At 45.7% G+C, this 19,139-nt stretch carries 12 protein-coding genes; all 12 read left to right on the plus strand.

Annotation, left to right across the window (positions count from 1 at the left end; genetic code table 11):
• Positions 1-49 precede the first annotated feature (49 nt).
• The 12 genes from G5B43_RS14580 (at position 50) to G5B43_RS14635 (ending at position 19,138) form a co-directional block, all read left to right on the plus strand.
• Positions 50-574 carry a sigma-70 family RNA polymerase sigma factor gene (locus G5B43_RS14580; RefSeq protein ID WP_165295537.1) on the plus strand — a complete coding sequence of 175 codons (525 nt, stop codon included), beginning with the start codon at positions 50-52 and terminating at the stop codon, positions 572-574.
• Between the two features lie 125 nt (positions 575-699).
• Positions 700-1,806 carry a FecR family protein gene (locus G5B43_RS14585; protein ID WP_165295538.1) on the plus strand — a complete coding sequence of 369 codons (1,107 nt, stop codon included), beginning with the start codon at positions 700-702 and terminating at the stop codon, positions 1,804-1,806.
• 58 nt (positions 1,807-1,864) lie between these two features.
• Complete coding sequence (locus G5B43_RS14590) at positions 1,865-4,873, plus strand: SusC/RagA family TonB-linked outer membrane protein (protein ID WP_206367372.1); 3,009 nt, start codon at positions 1,865-1,867, stop codon at positions 4,871-4,873.
• 11 nt (positions 4,874-4,884) lie between these two features.
• Entirely contained in the window at positions 4,885-6,537 is a 1,653-nt protein-coding gene (locus G5B43_RS14595) for a RagB/SusD family nutrient uptake outer membrane protein (protein ID WP_165295540.1), read from the plus strand.
• Positions 6,538-6,672: 135 nt separating this feature from the next.
• Complete coding sequence (locus G5B43_RS14600) at positions 6,673-6,864, plus strand: hypothetical protein (protein ID WP_165295541.1); 192 nt, start codon at positions 6,673-6,675, stop codon at positions 6,862-6,864.
• A gap of 120 nt (positions 6,865-6,984) precedes the next feature.
• Positions 6,985-8,370 (plus strand): DNA repair protein RadA, encoded by a 1,386-nt coding sequence (gene radA / locus G5B43_RS14605; RefSeq protein WP_165295542.1) that lies wholly within the window; start codon positions 6,985-6,987, stop codon positions 8,368-8,370.
• Positions 8,371-8,454: 84 nt separating this feature from the next.
• Entirely contained in the window at positions 8,455-9,312 is an 858-nt protein-coding gene (locus G5B43_RS14610) for a DUF808 domain-containing protein (protein ID WP_165295543.1), read from the plus strand.
• A gap of 186 nt (positions 9,313-9,498) precedes the next feature.
• A complete protein-coding gene (locus G5B43_RS14615) occupies positions 9,499-11,172 on the plus strand; it encodes a DUF6377 domain-containing protein (RefSeq protein WP_165295544.1) in 1,674 nt (557 codons plus the stop codon).
• Positions 11,173-11,382: 210 nt separating this feature from the next.
• Complete coding sequence (locus G5B43_RS14620; protein WP_165295545.1) at positions 11,383-14,385, plus strand: SusC/RagA family TonB-linked outer membrane protein; 3,003 nt, start codon at positions 11,383-11,385, stop codon at positions 14,383-14,385.
• Positions 14,386-14,404: 19 nt separating this feature from the next.
• Positions 14,405-15,892 (plus strand): RagB/SusD family nutrient uptake outer membrane protein, encoded by a 1,488-nt coding sequence (locus G5B43_RS14625; protein WP_165295546.1) that lies wholly within the window; start codon positions 14,405-14,407, stop codon positions 15,890-15,892.
• A gap of 10 nt (positions 15,893-15,902) precedes the next feature.
• Complete coding sequence (locus tag G5B43_RS14630; protein ID WP_165295547.1) at positions 15,903-17,366, plus strand: SusF/SusE family outer membrane protein; 1,464 nt, start codon at positions 15,903-15,905, stop codon at positions 17,364-17,366.
• An 11-nt stretch (positions 17,367-17,377) separates the two neighbouring features.
• Positions 17,378-19,138, plus strand: coding sequence for a glycoside hydrolase family 66 protein (locus G5B43_RS14635; protein ID WP_165295548.1), 1,761 nt, complete (start codon positions 17,378-17,380; stop codon positions 19,136-19,138).
• Position 19,139 lies beyond the last annotated feature (1 nt).

A 19,139-nucleotide genomic window follows, 5' to 3' on the forward strand; every position in this document is an offset into this window, starting at 1 on the left:
TGTTAGGTTAACCGTTTTGTCTTTCGGACAACTTAAATTTGCACTTCTTATGCACCGTATCCAAGCGATAAAAAACGAAAATCAGCGTGTCTTCAAGCAGGTTTATGATGCTTATCATCAACAGGTCTACGGGTTTATCCTGCAGCGAACCAAGTCGTCTTATGTAGCAGAAGAGGTTACGCAGCTCACATTTATCAAGCTGTGGAACCAACGGGATGTACTCAGTGAAAAGCTGGCTATCAATGTACAGTTGTTCGGCATGGCCCGTCAGGTAATGATCGATGTGCTTCGCAAGGAAGCCACTCGTTTTAAATACGAAGGTGAGGCCGCAGAGACGCCACTAACCGATAGCTTGGTGGACGCGATCGAAAGCAAAGATCTACTCCAGATTATGGAGCGTGACATCCAGAATATGCCGCGCGTCAGACGCTTGGTTTTCGAGCTAAGCCGTAAAAAAGGTTTGTCTCACAAAGAAATAGCCGCCACGATTTCCATCTCTCCTAAAGCGGTAGAATACCATATCAGTAAGGCCTTACTGCAACTTAAGCAACATCTTTACTCCGTGATGCTATAGGCATTTTCCCTTTCTTTTCAACCTTTGTCTTTGTTTGCTCCGTCGTTGGATGTAACGGACAGTCTTCCCATATTAAATAATCGTTAAGTCGCTAGGGATACCTTCTTGATGTACGTAATAAAGGTATGAGTTTCGGAAAAAAACGACGGCATCAACGGGTGCGTATTTCCCATGAAAGGAAATCCGCACGTAATAGAATTTGGGAAGACCCTACCATTATCGAAAGGCTTTTTCGCGATGAAGAATGGCAACAGTATAAAAGCGATATCGAAGGGGAAGTTCCGTCGTCTAAAATGGAGGTGCATATTGAGCAGGAGATTGAAACACAAAGTCGCAGACAACAAATCCTCGAGCGGCGGTTCCGGCGATCGAATCATATCATACAGATCGGTATTGCTGCTGCATTGTTTATCTTCCTTTCTTTTCACTTCTGGCCTTTACAAGAACCGATAGACGAACGTCGATTGGTGGAACATAACCCGCTCATTGCACCAGATTGGACGACCGTGAGCAATGAGACGGCAACAGTGGATACCGTGAAATTGCCTGATAGGTCTACGGTATATCTATACAGGCATAGCAGTATTCGCTATCTAGCTGTATTCTCAGAGGACTCGCGGGATATTTACTTAGATGGAAAAGCATTTTTTGAAGTACAGAAAGATGTCACAAAGCCATTCAGTGTATACGCCAGCGATACAAAGACGACGGCGCTTGGGACTTCCTTTACAATCGATGCCCGCCGGGAGAAACAACACATGGAGGTTGAGCTGCATACGGGTAAAATTGTTGTCGCATCAACAGCGGATATTCCGACTTTTGAAAAAGTATTCCTCGATCGGCAGGGTGCAAGCCTGCTGTTAGACGCTAATATGCGAGTTGTCCAGCTGGAGCCAGCGCGTACAGAGAAAACAACTCGTCTTACGGAGACTGCGACTCCAACAATGACCGGAAGCCAATTGTATATGGAGAATATACCCTTGCCTGATGTTTTTGCGACGCTAGAGCAAGCCTACCAAACCGCTATTCATATTCAGGATAAACATAGCCGGACAATTCAATATACCGGTATAATCGATCCGGAAAAGGAAACCCTTGCCGATGTTCTGGCGGTTATCTGTCTTATCAATGATCTTGATTATGACAGGAAAGAAGATGGATCGTTCTATGTTTTTTCTAGAAAAGCTCCTGTAGTCGATTCGATAGCAACCGAACATTTCGAAGAACAATGACAACATATTATTACCATGACAACTTATAAGTCAAACCAACATGTTTAGCACGTATCAAATGAAAAAAAAGAGCCTGTTGTGCTTTGCACTTCTTGTAGCTGGTACCATCCAGGTACAAGCCCAGCAAGAGGAAGTAAAAGGGGCGACGCAGAATGCGTCTGGCGAATTCCTTTCCGGCGTAAGTATCAAGGCTGTACACGGTGAATCGGGCCGGAGCTTCCACACAAGTTCCTCCGATCAGGGGTTGTTTAGTTTTAGTAACCTGCCCGAGGGCGGTCCTTATCAGTTTATTTTTAGCTACGTCGGTTTCCAGCCAGATACGCTATCGGGATACCGCATTCAGACCGGCCGACCCCTTGCGCTGAGTGTGAAACTGCAACCAGTGACCACCGAGCTGGAAGAGGTCGTGATCGGTTATGGGACGATCTCCCGTAAAGATGTGACCAGTTCGATTACCACCATCAAGGCCGAAGACATGAACGTGGGGGTGTTCGCTTCGCCTGCACAGATGCTGCAAGGAAAAGTCCCCGGCTTAACCATCTCGACAAACAACAGTAACCCGAATGCTACCCCGTCCATCAGCTTGCGTGGTGCTTCCACACTCCGTAGCGGAGAGGCGATGGAGCCTTATTATGTGATCGATGGTGTGCCGGGGGCATCGCTAAGCCTTGTGGCGCCGGACGACATTGAAAGCATCGATGTGCTTCGAGACGCCTCTGCGACGGCGATCTACGGTTCAAAAGCTGCAAATGGTGTCATCATCGTGACGACTAAGCGAGGCAAAGCCGGCCAGACCGATATTGCGTATAACGGTTATGTCGCGATAGACGAGGTCGCCAAGCGCTATGATATGATGAATGGTGATCAGTATCGTGCTTTTGTGAACGACAATGGTTTCTCGATGGAGCCGACGGACGATCTCGGGGCGAATACAGACTGGCAGCGCGAAGTGGAACGTACCGGTGTATCGAATAACCACAATATCTCCCTTTTAGGCGGTACCGATAAAACACAATATAGTGCAAGTTTAAATACCCTGCAAAACAACGGGGTGATCAGAGGCACGGATATGGGGCGGCAGATTGGCCGCGGTTTTGTCCGCACGAAGGCTATGGACGGTCGCCTGACAGCGTCCTTTAATGTCAATACGAGTATCACCAAACAAAATGATGTCCTGGCTTTGGGTGACGGTGTGAGCGTTTACGACGCGATGTATTATTACCTTCCAGTATCGCCCGTACGGACCGAGACCGGTGCTTGGTATGAAAAGCCGGATCGTTCGCAATACGTTAATCCCGTTTCGCTGATAGAAGAAAATACCAATTTCTCCAAAACCAAAGTGATCCAGGCGCATGCCAAAGTCGGTTACGAGATTCTGCCAAGCCTTACCTACAATGTCGATCTGTCTTTGCAGAATAGGCAGTTTAACCATGCGCAGTATTACACTTCGCAATCGATGGCAGCACGGAATCAGAACGGTAAATCCATCCGTGCAGCTGTAGAAGACGAGCGCAGAATTATGGAAATGAACCTAGCCTACGACAAAACATACGGTGGGGTCCATCGAGTTTCTGCCCTGGCCGGTTATTCTTGGGAAGAGAATAATAACAACGACGGATTCCAATTGACAACCTCGGATTATTATGATGATGGATTGAGCTATTACAACTCTGGCATGGCCAATGTAGTAGATTTGCTGGGTTTCGGTAACTACTATCTTTCTACCTTACGGATGATTTCTGTCTATGGCCGAGTGAACTACGCCTATAATAGTAAGTATCTTTTCCAGGCGACCGTTAGACGGGATGGATCGTCTGCTTTCGGTGCGAACAACCGTTGGGCAACTTTCCCTTCGATCTCTGCCGCCTGGCGCTTATCGGAAGAACCCTTTATACAGCAGGTCGGTATTTTTGATGACCTAAAACTCCGTGCGGGTTATGGTGTGAGTGGTAACTCTATGGGTTTTGACGTATTTAGCGCACGGCAGGTATATGGTGCAACCTCCAGTTTTTATACCGATGCATTCGGAAATGACCTTCGTACGCTAGCCGCCCTCCGCAATGCCAACCCCGATCTGCTTTGGGAACGTACGGGCATGCTGAACTTGGGCGTGGACTTCGCCTTCTTGGGCAATCGCTTGAGCGGTAGTATAGAATACTATGATAAAAACACGACGGATCTTATCTATGATTATGCGGTTTCAACGACAAAATATCTTTATGGTTCCTTAACGGCCAACGTTGGTGAAATCAATAATAAAGGGTTGGAGCTGAGTTTACAGGCAGTCCCTGTTCGTTCTGGAAGCTTTAGCTGGAGCACCGGCATTGTTGCCTCGCATAATAAAAACGTCGTGACCCGCATTTCCAATCAAGAGTTTTCTACGGACTATATCGATCTGGCGGAACTTGGCGGAGCCGGACAAAGTAATGCTTTTCAACAGCGCCTGATGGAAGGGGCGCCGATCGGCCAGTTCTATACTTGGGAATGGGCTGGTTACAATGAGGATGGTATATCGACTTTCTATGTACGTGACCTAGAAACCGGAGAAAGAACCGGCGAGACGACCATCACGCCGATGAACAAGGACCGCGGTGTTACAGGCAGTGCGCAGCCGAAGGCGACTTTGGGCTGGAGCAACAACTTTACCTATCAGGATTTTGCTTTGACAGCGATGTTCCAAGGCGTCTTTGGACACCAAATCATGAATGGAACGCGAGCAAGGCACTCCAATATTGTGGGTAATGCCGGGCAGAAGAATCTTTTAGCCAGCGTGCTAGAGACAGAAAAGATGAGTGACATCAATGCGCATTACCTGTCTGATCGTTATTTGGAGAAAGGAGACTACTTACGTTTGGCCAACCTGACGCTGTCTTATAACCTCCCGAAGCTAAGTAGCCAGTTTAAGAACATCCGGGTATATGCTACGGTAAACAATGCTTTCGTTTTGACCGGCTATAAAGGGGTGGATCCAGAAGTAGACTTAGGCGGACTGACGCCTGGTATCGACAACCGTCAAACTTATCCACGTACACGTACTTTTATGTTTGGCCTTAATTTTAATCTATAACCGGAAAAATCATGAAAATGAAACTACATATTTTGGTGTCCGCGGTAGCATTGGCCACAACGATGGCTTCCTGCACGGACCTAGACGTTGATATCAAGTCGCAATACACCGAATTCCCAAATAGTGAAAGAGCTGCTGAAGCCATCTCTGCTGATGTTTATGCCGCGTATCGCGGCGCACTGGGACGCGATCATTGGATGGCGCATACACTTTCCTCGGACGAAGCCGTCAGCTTGGCGCTCGGGACGGATTATTATGATGGTGGGCGCTACCGGGAGTTCCATGTACACAACTGGACGCCGGATAATGCCATCCTCCCCGGGATGTGGAATTCGGCGATGACGGGGATTAATCTAGCGAATAACGTCTTAGCTATTTTTGGCGATGACGACAGCGCGAAAGCTGCTCCTATGCGTGCTATGAGAGCTTATTTCTATTTCCTATTGATGGATAGTTTTGGGGATGTTCCCCTCATTAAGAAAAAGATGGAGACGGTTCCAGATCGATCGCCGCGAGCAGAGATTTGTCGCTTTATTGAATCGGAACTATTGGCCGTACGGGATCGTCTGCCAGCAGAAGCTTCTACCGCAAACTATGGGAAAGCGACCAAGTTTATGGCAGAGGCTTTACTGGCAAAGCTTTATTTAAACTGGGCGGTATACATGAGCCCTGACGTGGCACAATATACGCCGGCGATGACCCATGAGAAGTTGAATGAGGTAGTGGCGATGTGTGATGCGATTATTGCATCTGGTCAATTTAATTTGACGAGCCATAAGTTTTTAGAGAAGTTTCGTCCAAATAATGGGCCGCAGATTAAAGATTTCATCTTTGCCATGCCCTACGACCGGGAAAAGCAGCAGGGGATGACATATGCGCGCTTCTGGATACACCGGAGTGGACAGAACCAGTTTGCGCCGCTACCGCAGAGTGTTGGCGGTACGTTCCGTGTGTTGCCCAATTTTTTGGATAAATTCCATTTGGAGGGGGATGAGCGAAACAATTCTTATATAGGAGGTAAGCAATACTACTGGGCGGATTACGCGCCGGATTTGTCGCGTCCGTTCTTGATCAAAACTTCAAAAAAAGGGGTTGATCAAGATTATACCGGGACCGATGCTGATGATATTTTTGATTGGCACATGGAGACGTCACGGGAGATCGTCTTACGGCCGGACGGTGGCCCTACGCTGAATGCGGGGAATGACCAGAAAGGACGCTCCATGGGTTATCGCTCCATCAAATTTTACATGGATGTGGAAGTGACGGCGGCAAATGCACGGAACCAGAGTAATGATGTGCCTATCTTCCGCTATGCGGATGTGTTGCTGATGAAAGCGGAGGCTATTCTCCGAGGGGCGACACCTACCAACGGTGATTCTCCACAATCGCTTATCAACCAGATCCGGGCATATGTTAACGCACCAACCTTGACGACTGCACCTACATTAGAAGATCTATTGGATGAACGTGCCCGGGAGTTTGCAGATGAATCTTGGCGTCGTAATGACCTGATCCGTTTTGGCAAATTCGAAGATAACTGGGGCTTCCGTTCGTTATATCCGGCCGGAATGACGGAGAAATATCGTCGTATATTCCCAGTCCCTACGCTGGTTATGAACGTGAATACGCATTGGAAGCAAAACTCGGGGTATCCCAACTAGAAATAACGGATATGAAGAGAAGAGATTTTATGAAAAGCACCTTGGGCACAGCTTTGGGTGCTGGAGCCTATATTGGAGAAGCATCATGTACCCGTTTATCTTTCGGGGCATGAACATTCCTTGCAACATCTCCGGATGGATAATAGGGTTACCCATCAGTTTATCTCAGGATCCGGTTCGGAAATAACATCGGTAAAACATGGTATTGCATATAGCCATTTTGAAGCGTCTCAATATGGTTTTATGTATTTCGCGCTGCGTCCGGATGAACTACTTGTGCAGTGTATCGGCCATGAAGGTGGCGTGCTCTATCAACATATTGTCTGAAACCCGCATCCTTTTCAACAGAAGCAGCGCCGCGGATTAGAAACCGTTGGCGCTGCTTTTTTTGCTATAGCTTTTTTAGTTTTATAGTATTCTACCTCGACTTTTTCTTATTTTCGCTCAATGGCTAAAGCGAAATCAACATATTTCTGTCAGCATTGTGGATACGAATCGGCTAAATGGTTAGGGCAGTGCCCGTCGTGTAAACAGTGGAACACTTTTGTCGAAGAAGTGATAGAAAAGACAAGTTCTAAAGTGCCTGAGTGGCGAAGTACCACGACGCCAACATCTTCACGACGAACAAACAAAGCGGCGATCATCAACGAAATTGTTTATCAGGATGAACAACGTTTGACGACACCTGATAAAGAGTTTAATCGCGTGTTGGGAGGAGGAATTGTACCAGGATCACTTGTCTTGATCGGCGGCGAACCTGGAATTGGAAAATCAACACTGATGCTCCAATTGGCATTGTGTATACCGAAAGTCAAAACACTTTACATCTCGGGTGAGGAAAGCGAACAACAGATCAAGATGCGGGCAGAACGATTGGCACAGAGCTCCACCGCAAATTGTTATATCCTGACCGAGACATCCACACAACAGATTTTTAAGCAGATAGAAACCGTACAACCCGATATGGTGGTTATCGATTCGATTCAAACGCTACACTCATCCCAGATCGAGTCAGCTCCAGGTTCCGTATCGCAAGTTAGAGAATGTACGGCAGAGCTCTTGCGTTTCGCGAAAGAGACCAGTACACCTGTTTTTATTGTAGGGCACATTACCAAAGACGGTTCTATTGCAGGTCCGAAAGTGTTGGAGCACATGGTAGATACGGTGCTGCAATTTGAAGGGGATCGAAATCACGTGTACCGTATTTTGCGAGCAGTAAAGAATCGCTTCGGTTCATCCTCCGAGTTAGGAATATACGAAATGCAGGGATCAGGACTACGTGAAGTTCCCAATCCTTCAGAAATCATGATATCTCAGCGAGACGAACCGGTCAGTGGTGTAGCGATTGCCGCCATGCTAGAGGGGATGCGCCCGCTGATGATCGAAGTACAGGCTTTAGTGAGCAACTCGGCTTTTGGAACACCACAACGAACGTCGACCGGTTTTGACACAAAACGTTTAAGTATGTTATTGGCGGTTTTGGAAAAACGTTTCGGGTTTAGGCTCAGCGCGCAAGATGTCTTTTTGAATATTGCTGGCGGATTGCGTGTAGAAGACCCTGCTATCGATCTGGCGGTTATTGCGGCATTGATATCTTCTCAACAGGATATCCCATTGCCGTCGCAGGTTACATTTGCAGGAGAAGTAGGGCTGTCCGGCGAAATTCGGGCTGTGAACCGTATCGAACAACGGATTGTGGAGGCCGAAAAATTGGGTTTCGAAGGGATATTTATTTCGAAATATAATACAAAAGGGTTAGACGCTAAAAAGTACGATATCGCCATTCGCCCTTTAGCGACCTTAGAAAATTTATTTAACGCTTTGTTTGGGTAAAATAGATCTAAGGTAAAATAAGGGTCACATCACCTTAATGATAAGATTATTTTTTATTTTTATTTCCTACTATAACAAAAGGATATGGCATCAGGTATTTTTGCGATTTTAGATGATATCGCGGCACTAATGGACGATGTAGCCGTGACGGCTAAAGTTGCTACTCGTAAAACCGCAGGTATCTTGGGAGATGACTTGGCTGTTAATGCGGAAAAAGCAACTGGTTTTTTAGCGTCCCGAGAAATACCGGTTCTATGGGCGATAACAAAAGGTTCGTTCATCAATAAGCTTATTATCGTTCCGATTGCATTGTTGCTAAACGCTTTTTTTCCAATTGCCATAAAAATCGCTTTGATTTTAGGAGGTTTTTACCTTGCTTATGAAGGAGTGGAAAAAATTATCGAATATTTCTTTCACCGACCAAAAGATACGGGAGCTATTGTCGAAGAAAAAGAGGGCGAGAGTATGGACGTTGAAAAGGCGAAAATCAGGTCAGCGATCACAACCGACTTTATCCTTTCCGTTGAGATTGTTATCATCGCATTAGGGACAGTTCTAGACAGAACCTTGACCATACAGATTGTTACCGTGTCCGTCGTGGCTCTGTTAGCCACCGTAGGAGTTTACGGGATTGTTGCACTTATTGTGCGTATGGATGATACCGGTTATAAGCTGATTAAATATGGGAATGGAAAAGGTTTCTCGTCTCGTTTGGGACATTTATTGGTAAAATCTTTGCCTGTTGTGATTAAATCGCTGTCAGTTATCGGTACGATTGCTTTGTTATTGGTGTCCGGGGGTATTTTCGTTCATAATATAGATTATATTCATCATCTTCTTCCATCGCTGCCGTCTGTATTAAAAGAGTTTCTCGTTGGTTTATTGGCCGGAGTACTCGTGGTAGCAATTGTTACCGGTGTTAAGAAGGTTTTCGTAAAGTAGGAGTATATCGCATTGCGTCCCTCCTTCTAATTTAATGCATTTATGGAAATCCTGTGTCCGTTGTGTCCGTATTGGTAGCATGCACACTTAAAAATGTTCCCCCCTGTTAGATATTTTTTTGTTATTTTCGTCTGATAACTAAAGAGACGTCATGTATTCCGGTAACCATCCTATGTTAGCTATTTTATGTATAGACTGTTACTTCTTTTTTTGATTACGATACCATCATCTATTGCCTTGTGTCAGACGATAAGGAAAGATGATGCTACCTTGACGGACTTGATACGGTTGATTGATAGAAAGCAGGAGTTTATGGAAGTGAAGGAGATGAAAATCCGTGATCTGGTACAAGTATTCAACCAACTTGGCGACTACGATAGCACCCGATATTTAATCACCAAACAGCTTTATCAGGAATATACTCCCTACAAATTGGATTCGGCCATTGTATATGCAGAATATAGTTTGCAACTCGCCCGGCGGCATGGGAATGCCGAATGGATAACAGAGAGCAATCTTGATCTGGCAGCCTTACATTTCACGGCCGGGATGTATATCGACTCTTATAATATCTTACAAGATATATCGAGTGATCGGCTTCCCTCATCCTTGCATGTGAAATACTATGACGCGAGCAAAAGATTATATAAGTTCTACTCTTCTGCCAATCACTACGATGATAAATATGAAGCTCGTAGTGATCTTTATCGGGATTCATTGCTCCATGAGTTGAATTCCGAAAGCACACAATACCAGATTGTTTATGCGGAAAAACTACTGGATCACCAAGAATCGGAGAAGGCCAAAACGATATTAATGCGACTTCTGAATCAATCTGAGGAAGAGAACCACGAACGGGCTATCCTTTGCTATGCGTTGGCAACGGTCTTTAGACAGGAAGGAAATATTCCCCTACAACGGAGGTATTTGATACAATCTGCTATATACGACATCAAGAATGCCATTAAAGAAAATGCCGCCATGCAAGCGTTGGCATCTTTGCTCTACGAAACCGAACATATCGAAGAAGCTTATAAATGTATACAGTCCTCCATGGAGGATGCTATCTTTTGCAATGCTCGTTTCCGGGCCTATGAAGCCTCACAGATTTTTCCGATTATCGATTCCGCATATCAAGAAAATGAAGCGCAGAAAAAGGATATGCTGACAGGCTTTTTGTTATTGGTGTCTGTGCTTTCTATTTTTCTGGCTTTGGCGATTATTTATGTGTACCGGCAGATGAAAAGGATAAATCGGGTACGGGAAGAGTTGTTTGAAGCGAATCAACGTTTGCAGGAACTGAATGCCCGGTTGAACACGACCAACGACGCCCTGCATAAGACGAATCTTGAAGTATCCTCTATTAATAAAGACCTGGCAGAGGCCAACCACATTAAAGAAGCCTATATCGGTCAATTCTTGGATCTGTGCTCGACGTATATCGATAAACTGCAGCACTTTCAGACCGTGCTGAAAAAGATGGTCATGGGCGGTAAAATGGATGAGCTCCTGAAGCGTTTAAAATCAAGAGATATGATTGAAAGGGAAGTAAAAGAACTGTTTTCTACGTTTGACCACATTTTTCTTCATATCTATCCGAATTTTGTCGAAGACTTTAATGCGCTATTGATGGAAGAGGAACGCTTTGTGCTGAAAAACAATGAACTTTTAAATACAGAACTCCGCATATTTGCTTTAATCCGGTTGGGCATTACAGATAGCTCAAAAATTGCAGGTTTTCTCCATTATTCCACCAACACGATTTATAGTTATCGCACGCGGATAAGAAATAAAGCACGTGTTCCACGCGAAGAATTTGATGATATGGTGATGAAAATAGGTAGAATTAGCAAAATATAGTACTATACTATCTATATTTTTTATAACAATTATTTGTGTAATATGCTGTTTGTCAGATAGTTTTATTGTTTTTAGGTCTATATTTTATCTTGATACCCTTTTTTAGACCTAATTCCCTTCCTAGCTTTGTATAAGACTTCCAAGAGTAAACCTGTTAGAGGCTGGCGGTCAATTATAAATTGTGTTATTCATTAAAGTAAAGTGTTATTTATGAAGATTTTTTATCGCCACATGCGTTTCTCCGCAGTGCATTTCCTACTCGTGGTGGTGAGTGTACTATTACACATAAATGTGTATGCGCAGCAGCGAGGCATCTCCGGTATCGTATCAGATGGTGCAGGTAATCCTCTTGAGGGGGCCTCAGTTGCTGTTTTGGGGAAAAGTGCAGCAACGCGTACCGATGCTAACGGACAATTTTCGCTACAGGCAGAGACGGGGGATGTATTGCAAATTACCTCGGTAGGTTATTCGTTGGTTGAGCAACCTGTAGATGTTTCCTCTGTTTATCATATCATTCTGAAAGAGAACCAGGAAGAATTGGAAGAAATTGTCGTGGTAGGTTATGGTACTATGCGAAAACGCGATCTAACAGGGTCATTGGCTTCGGTGGGTTCGGAGGCGATGAAAGATCGACCCGTAGCCAATATCGGGGAAGCACTGCAAGGCCGGGCATCCGGTGTACAGATCGTAAATAGCGGCGCGCCGGGAAGCAATGTATCTATTCAGATACGTGGATTGGGGTCGATCAATAACAGTGCTCCGCTGCTGGTCATCGACGGGGTTCCTACCGATCTTGCATTGAATGCCTTGAATCCCAATGATGTAGAAACCATTGATATCCTCAAAGATGCGTCGGCAACGGCTATTTACGGTTCGCGTGGTGCAAATGGCGTGGTGCTGATCACCACCAAAAAGGGACATAAGGATAAGGGAACCTTCGCTGCCAGTGCCAATTTTGCAACGCAGGAGGCAACCAGTCTTCCTAAGATGTTGAATGCTGAACAGTTTGCCTCGTTGCACAATGAAATGATGGCCAATAACAATGAACGGCAGCGGCCTGACTTTGCTGATCCTACGCTTTTGGGAGAAGGCACCGACTGGATTGACGCGCTATTGCGTAGGGACCGCCTGTCTAACTATTCCCTATCTTATTCGGGGGGAGGAGAGAAAAATACTTATTACGTTTCAGGGGGTATCTTGAGCCAAGATGGTATTGTATTGAATACGTCCTACAAGCGTTATACCTTTCAGTTTAATAATGAGGCCCAACAGACCTCTTGGCTGAAAATGGGGAATAACCTGAGCTTGAGCCATGATATTAAAAAGAATGGTTCTTACAGCGTTTTGAATACATTGGCCTCATTGCCCACGCAACCCATATACAATGAAGACGGTAGCTTCTCCGGACCGGGAAATGAAGCGATTTTCTATGGGGATTTGAGGAACCCCATCGGTACCGCCTTATTGGATCAAAATACCACCAGTGGATATAATCTGCTGGGCAACTTGTATGCTGAGGCAAAGTTTTTAGACCATTTTACATTCAAAACCATCGTTGGACTGGACTATAAAGCATGGGACAATGTGAACTTTGCTCCCAAATATGATTGGAAACCTATTCCCGTGCCGAATTCATTCCGGAGCGAGAGTTCCAACAAGAGCCTGGCGTATCTGTGGGACAATACCTTGACGTATACCAATACCCTCGATGGGATTCACGACGTCAACATTATGGTCGGTTCCAGTGCCCAGAACAATGAGTATAACTACATGACGGGCAGTATTAAGGAGTTTCTATCCGATAACAACAACCAGCTCAACAACGGCTTGCTCGACCCGACGGTTGGCGGTAGTCGGAATGAATGGGCACTTCTTTCTTTTTTCGGTCGTGCCAATTATACCTTCGACAATAAGTATTTACTGACGGCCACGGTACGTCATGACGGAACCTCCCGTATTGCACCAGGCAATCGTTGGGGAACGTTTCCTTCTTTTGCGGCTGCTTGGCGGATCTCCGAAGAAGATTTCTTTAACAAGAACCATATTTTCGGAGATGTAAAAGTACGCGCCGGATATGGTGTCACCGGTAATCAGGCCGTTTTGGATATCTATGCAGCATCCGCACGCCTCAATACCTCCAGATACGTGTTTAATGACACGCCGGTCTCTACGTTGTATCCATTGGTCATGCCAAACCCAAATATTCGCTGGGAAACGATCAAACAGACGAATGTCGGGGTTGATGCCGCATTTTTTGAAAACAGGATCAATGTCACATTTGATGCCTATATCAAGAAAACCTCCGATATGTTGGTCAGTATGGTTGTACCGATCACCACGGGATATTCCGATATCTATACGCCAATGATCAATGCGGGTGAGGTAGAAAATAAAGGATGGGAATTGACCATCGGAAGTGATAACCTACGTGGCGATTTCAAATGGCATTCTGATTTTAATATTTCGTACAACAGAAATAAGATTGTCAACCTGCATGGTGATGTGCCGATCTATTTCGGATACCAGTCCCATACCGTTGGACAGCCAGTATCGGCTTTTTATGGCTGGCGTACCAATGGTCTTTTCCAAAATTGGGATGAGGTGAATAGCTACGCACATCAATATCAGGGTGCAGACCCGGCGAATAGTACCGCGCCCGGGGATATCAAATTTTTAGATTTAAATAAAGATGGTGTGGTCAATGACTACGACCGAACCTATCTGGGAAATCCAACGCCAAGCTGGAGTTTTGCCATGGGCAACAGATTGTCTTATAAAAACTTTGATATGGAACTGTTTTTACAAGGTGTGGCAGGCAATCAGATATATAATGCCAACCGGGTGACATTGGAAGGTATGTACACGATTCGTAACCAGACGACGAAAGTACAAGAGCGTTGGACGGGTGAAGGAACGAGCAATGAAATACCTCGTGCAATCTACAGTGACCCTAACCGAAACACCCGTAATTCGGACCGTTTTATCGAAGAAGGGAAATATTTGCGCCTGAAAAATGTGACAATAGGCTATACGTTGCCGAATGTCCTATCGGAGCGCGCAAAAATCAGCAGTTTACGTTTTTATCTGTCGGGACAGAACTTGCTGACCTGGACGAATTACTCGGGTTTTGATCCGGAAGTAATCGGTGGAGTAGATAACAGTAATTATCCGATTACCCGAAACCTGAGTTTAGGTGTAGATTTTAGATTCTAAAACATTCAGCATAACGATTATGAACAAAATATTTTATACGGCTTTTTTAATTTTTCCTTTACTATTCAGTGCCTGCTCGGGTTTCTTGGATAAAGAACCCTTTGAAGACCCGAGTGCCGAATCGGTAAAAGACGCTGCTTCAGCCGTGGCGATGGTTAATGCCGCCTATCAGCCTTTGCAGCGCCCTAAATTATACAACATGCGGATCTGGTCATTGGATATTATGGCGGGAAACAGTGTCGTGGGTGCTGGTGGTGGCGATGATGGTATCGAAACAATCCAGTTGGCCAACTTTTCTACCGGGCCAGACAATTTTGCGGCAGTTGACCTCTGGCGGGGGCCGAACCCGGGAATATTGTATTGCAACACGGTGTTGGAAAATGTACCTGATATGGATATTGACGAGAACCTTAAAAACCGGATTATCGGTGAGGCAAAGTTCCTACGGGCGCATTATTATTTCCTGTTGGTACAACTTTTTGGCGATGTGCCGTTGAGTTTGGTCCCCCCGAAACCAGATGATGATTTGAACCAGGAACGGATAGACAAAAACCGCATTTATAATGAAGTCATTATACCCGATCTGAATGATGCCATCAATCTGTTGCCCCGACGGGAAGAATATGGAGACGAAGATAAAGGGCGTGCAACAAAAGGAGCGGCCGCAGGGATATTGGCGAAGGTATACCTAACGCTGAAACAATATGAGCAGGCAGTCGAGATGTGTAATCTCGTAGCTGATTACGGCTATGTACTCAATCCGGATTATAGTGATTGCTTCGGCGGGGAAAAAAGGCATAAAAACACACCCGAATCACTCTTTGAAGTACAATATTATGGACTTACAAATGCAGGTTTTTGGGATGATGAAAACCAGGCAAATTGGCTGAGTACCTACATGGGGCCGCGTAATTCCAGCTGGGTAGGTGGCGGCTACGGTTGGAACCAACCGACGGAAGAATTCGTTAGCCAATATGAACAAGGCGATTTGCGCAAAGATAAAACCGTACTCTATGAAGGAGGGCCTTTGTTTGACGGCAAGCAATACAAATCCAATATGTCTTCCACGGGATATAACGTCCGGAAATTTCTGGTACCCCTGTCGGTATCACCGGATTACAACACAAATGCGGCAAATATCGTGGTGCTACGCTATGCCGATGTATTGCTGATGAAAGCCGAAGCACTGAACGAGCTTGGCCGTACCGGAGAAGCTGTAGAGCCGTTATATAGTGTTCGCGAACGTGCGGGTTTGACCAATAAGCAGGAGCTGGAAAATTTGTCACAAAGTGACATGCGTGAAAAAATCCGTCAAGAGCGGCGTATCGAACTGGCTTTTGAAGGACACCGTTGGTTTGATATGATCCGGTGGGATAACGGACAGTATGCGTTGGACTTTCTGCACAGTATCGGTAAGCTGAACGCAGCCAGAAAGCACCTATTGCTTCCTATTCCACAAGTAGAACGGGATGCCAACCCGAAATTGAGACAGAATCCCGGTTATTAATATGTTTACGATGAAGAAAATATATCATATCCTGAGCTTATGTTTGGTAATCCCCATGCTATTGAGCTCTTGTAAAGAAGATTTTGGCGGGGTAGATTATCCCGATGGGCCGTTGGCCTTATCCGTAGATGAATCGGAAATCGTTTTGGACGTGGCCGCTCCGGAAAGCGATGCGATTACCTTTCAGTGGACTCCGGGATCGAATTTTGGATCCAATGCTGCGATAAAATATACGTTTGAGCTGGCGGTAAGGGGAGCAAATTTTGACGAAGCGATCAGTAGTACGCACGATCAAGGGAATACGATACTGACCTATCGGACGGCCGCCCTCAACAGCTTATTGCTTGATGATTTTGGCGTGGAACCGGGGAGTTCGGTAGAACTGGAGGTCCGTGTAACGGCGCATGTGCAGGCGGCAGGTATAGTTCCGCAGGTATCTGACGCTATAGTGATAACCGTGCAGACCTATAAACCTGTTAGCTCCACGTTATTCCTGATTGGCAGTGCCACACCGAATGGATGGAGTGCAGATGACCCAACGCCAATGAATGCCATGCAGGGTACACCGGGAGGCTTTATGTGGCAAGGCAATTTAGTTCCGGGCGAGTTTAAATTTATCACGACAGAAGGTCAGTTTGCGCCTTCCTACAATCGTGGCGAAAACGGCAGTACCCTGTATTTTAGGGAGTCAGAAGACGATCCGTATGATGAGCCGTTCCATATTACGGAAGCAGGAACCTATCAGATTAGGGTTAACCTGATTGCCCGGACGATAGACATCGTAGAAGCAGAAGGGCCTCCCTATAGCGAACTGTGGTTTGTCGGAGGCTTTACGGGATGGCAGTTTGCGCCGATGGTGCAGGATGCCAATGATCCGTTTATCTTTTACTACCACGCTGCACTGAGCTCAGATGCCGGATCGGATGAATTCAAGATCGCCACCCGGCCGGATTTTGATCAGAGCATCGTATTCCTACGTCCGGAAACCAACGGACAGGGAGTGGGTACGGATTTACCGGTGGTGAGCTGGTCGGAAAGTGAGAACGCAGCGGACTATAAATGGAAAATATCGGATGGAACGTACAAAATCAGGTTGGATCTGCGTGAAAATAAAATCGATATTGTACCCTTCACACCTTATGCTAATATGTATCTGGTTGGGGATGCAACACCCAACGGATGGGATGTGGAAAATGCAACAGCCATGGCAAAAGGGAGTACCGCTTACCAATTTACATGGAGCGGATCCTTAAAAGCTGGCGAATTGAAATTTAGTTGTGATAAACAGACCGACTGGAACGGTGCTTGGTTCTTGGCTTCGGCTAATGGGAAGGAACCTACTGGTGATGTCGAACAGATGCTATTCAGCTATCCCGGCTCTAATCCGGATAATAAGTGGAAGATCGCGTCTGCGGGAACATATACGATTACCCTGGATCAGTTAAAACATACCGTAATCATTGAAAAACAATAGGAAGAAAGAAAATGAAGAAAATACCTTGGTCTTTACTGATTTGTACTACCCTGTTATGGGGAAGTTGTAAAGATTATTATGATGTCAATGCAGATCCAGTTACGTATGGTGAAACCTATTTTAAGGCAGCTCTGCATAAAGATCGGGCAGTATATAGTCCCGGCGATCAGGTAAAACTCTCTTTGGATGGCAAAATCGATCCACAGGAATTAACGGTGTGCTATACGCATCTCGGAGTGGTTTTAAAAGAAGAGAAACTAACAGGCTCTTCTTGGACTTGGACCGCACCATCGGATGACTTTAAGGGTTACTTGGTGTATGTGTATAAGAGCGATGATCCACAAAAGAAAGCGCTGCATAGTATGGCAGTGGATGTGTCGTCGGAATGGACGAAATTTCCGAGATATGGTTTTGTTTCCAGTTACGAACGCTTATCGCCAGAAATGATCCAACGGAATATGGAGAATCTAAGCCGTTTTCATATCAATGGCGTACAATTCTACGATTGGAAATACGATCATCAGAAGCCTCTTGCCGGCACTCCTGAAAACCCGGCCGAAAGTTGGGCAGACTTGATCGGGCGGATCAACTACAAGTCTACCGTCGAGGGGTATATCCAAGCAGCGCACGACATGGGGATGAAAGCGATGTTTTATAACCTGTTATTCGGCGCGTTATCGAATGCCGCGGGTGATGGCGTGCGGGAGGAGTGGTATCTGTTTAAGGATGCGGAACGGAAAGAAAAGGATGTGCATCCACTGGATCCGCCATTTCGCAGCAGTATTTATCTGACGAACCCTGCGAATACGGACTGGCAGAATTACATTAATAAGCGTCATCAGGAAGTATACGATGTATTTGATTTTGATGGCTTTCATATTGATCAGTTAGGCAATCGAGGAACGGTTTATGACTATAACGGTCAGGAGGTGGAATTGGCTCAAGCCTACGGCCCGTTTATCGAATCTACTGTTGCTGCATTTCCGGATAAGTACCATGTGATGAACTCTGTCACGCAATATGGGCAGGAGAGTCCGATTGCAACATCGGATGTAGATTTCCTGTATACCGAAGTTTGGGATCCGTTAAATTCATTCAATGACCTCGTGGGCATTATCCGCGATAACTATCGGTATAGCGGTTATGAGAAAAATAGCGTGCTGGCAGCGTATATGAACTATGGGCGTTCCAACCAATCGGGGTTTCTCAACGAGCCGGGCATCCTGCTCACCAATGCGGTTATCTTTGCCAATGGTGGAGCACACCTGGAAATCGGCGAACACTATCTCACGAACGAGTATTTTCCCAATAATAACTTACAGTTGCGGGGAACAACCAAAGATAAGCTGATCACTTACTACGATTTTATGGTGGGCTATCAGAACCTGTTGCGCGATGGTGGAGAGGCCTTTGAGCCTGCTGTCGAAGCACAAAACGACGGTGTTGCGGTAGTGAATGGAACTGCCGTCCAAGGAAATATAACGAGTTACGGGCGTCGGTTCAGTAACCGTGATGTTGTTCATCTTGTCAACTTCAACAATGCCAGTACCATGGAATGGCGGGACAGCAATGGTACGCAACGCGAACCGAATACCGTGACCGATGTGTCCTTGCGGATTCCGGTAAGCAAAACGGTGCGTAAGGTATGGATGGCGTCGCCGGATATCGCTGCCGGTGCACCTATTGAGTTGCCTATAGAACAGCAAGGGAATACGTTGACGGTTAGCTTGCCAAGCCTTCAATATTGGGATATGTTGGTTATAGAATATTAAG

This window comes from Sphingobacterium sp. SGR-19, from assembly GCF_011043555.1.
Classification (GTDB): Bacteria; Bacteroidota; Bacteroidia; order Sphingobacteriales; family Sphingobacteriaceae; genus Sphingobacterium.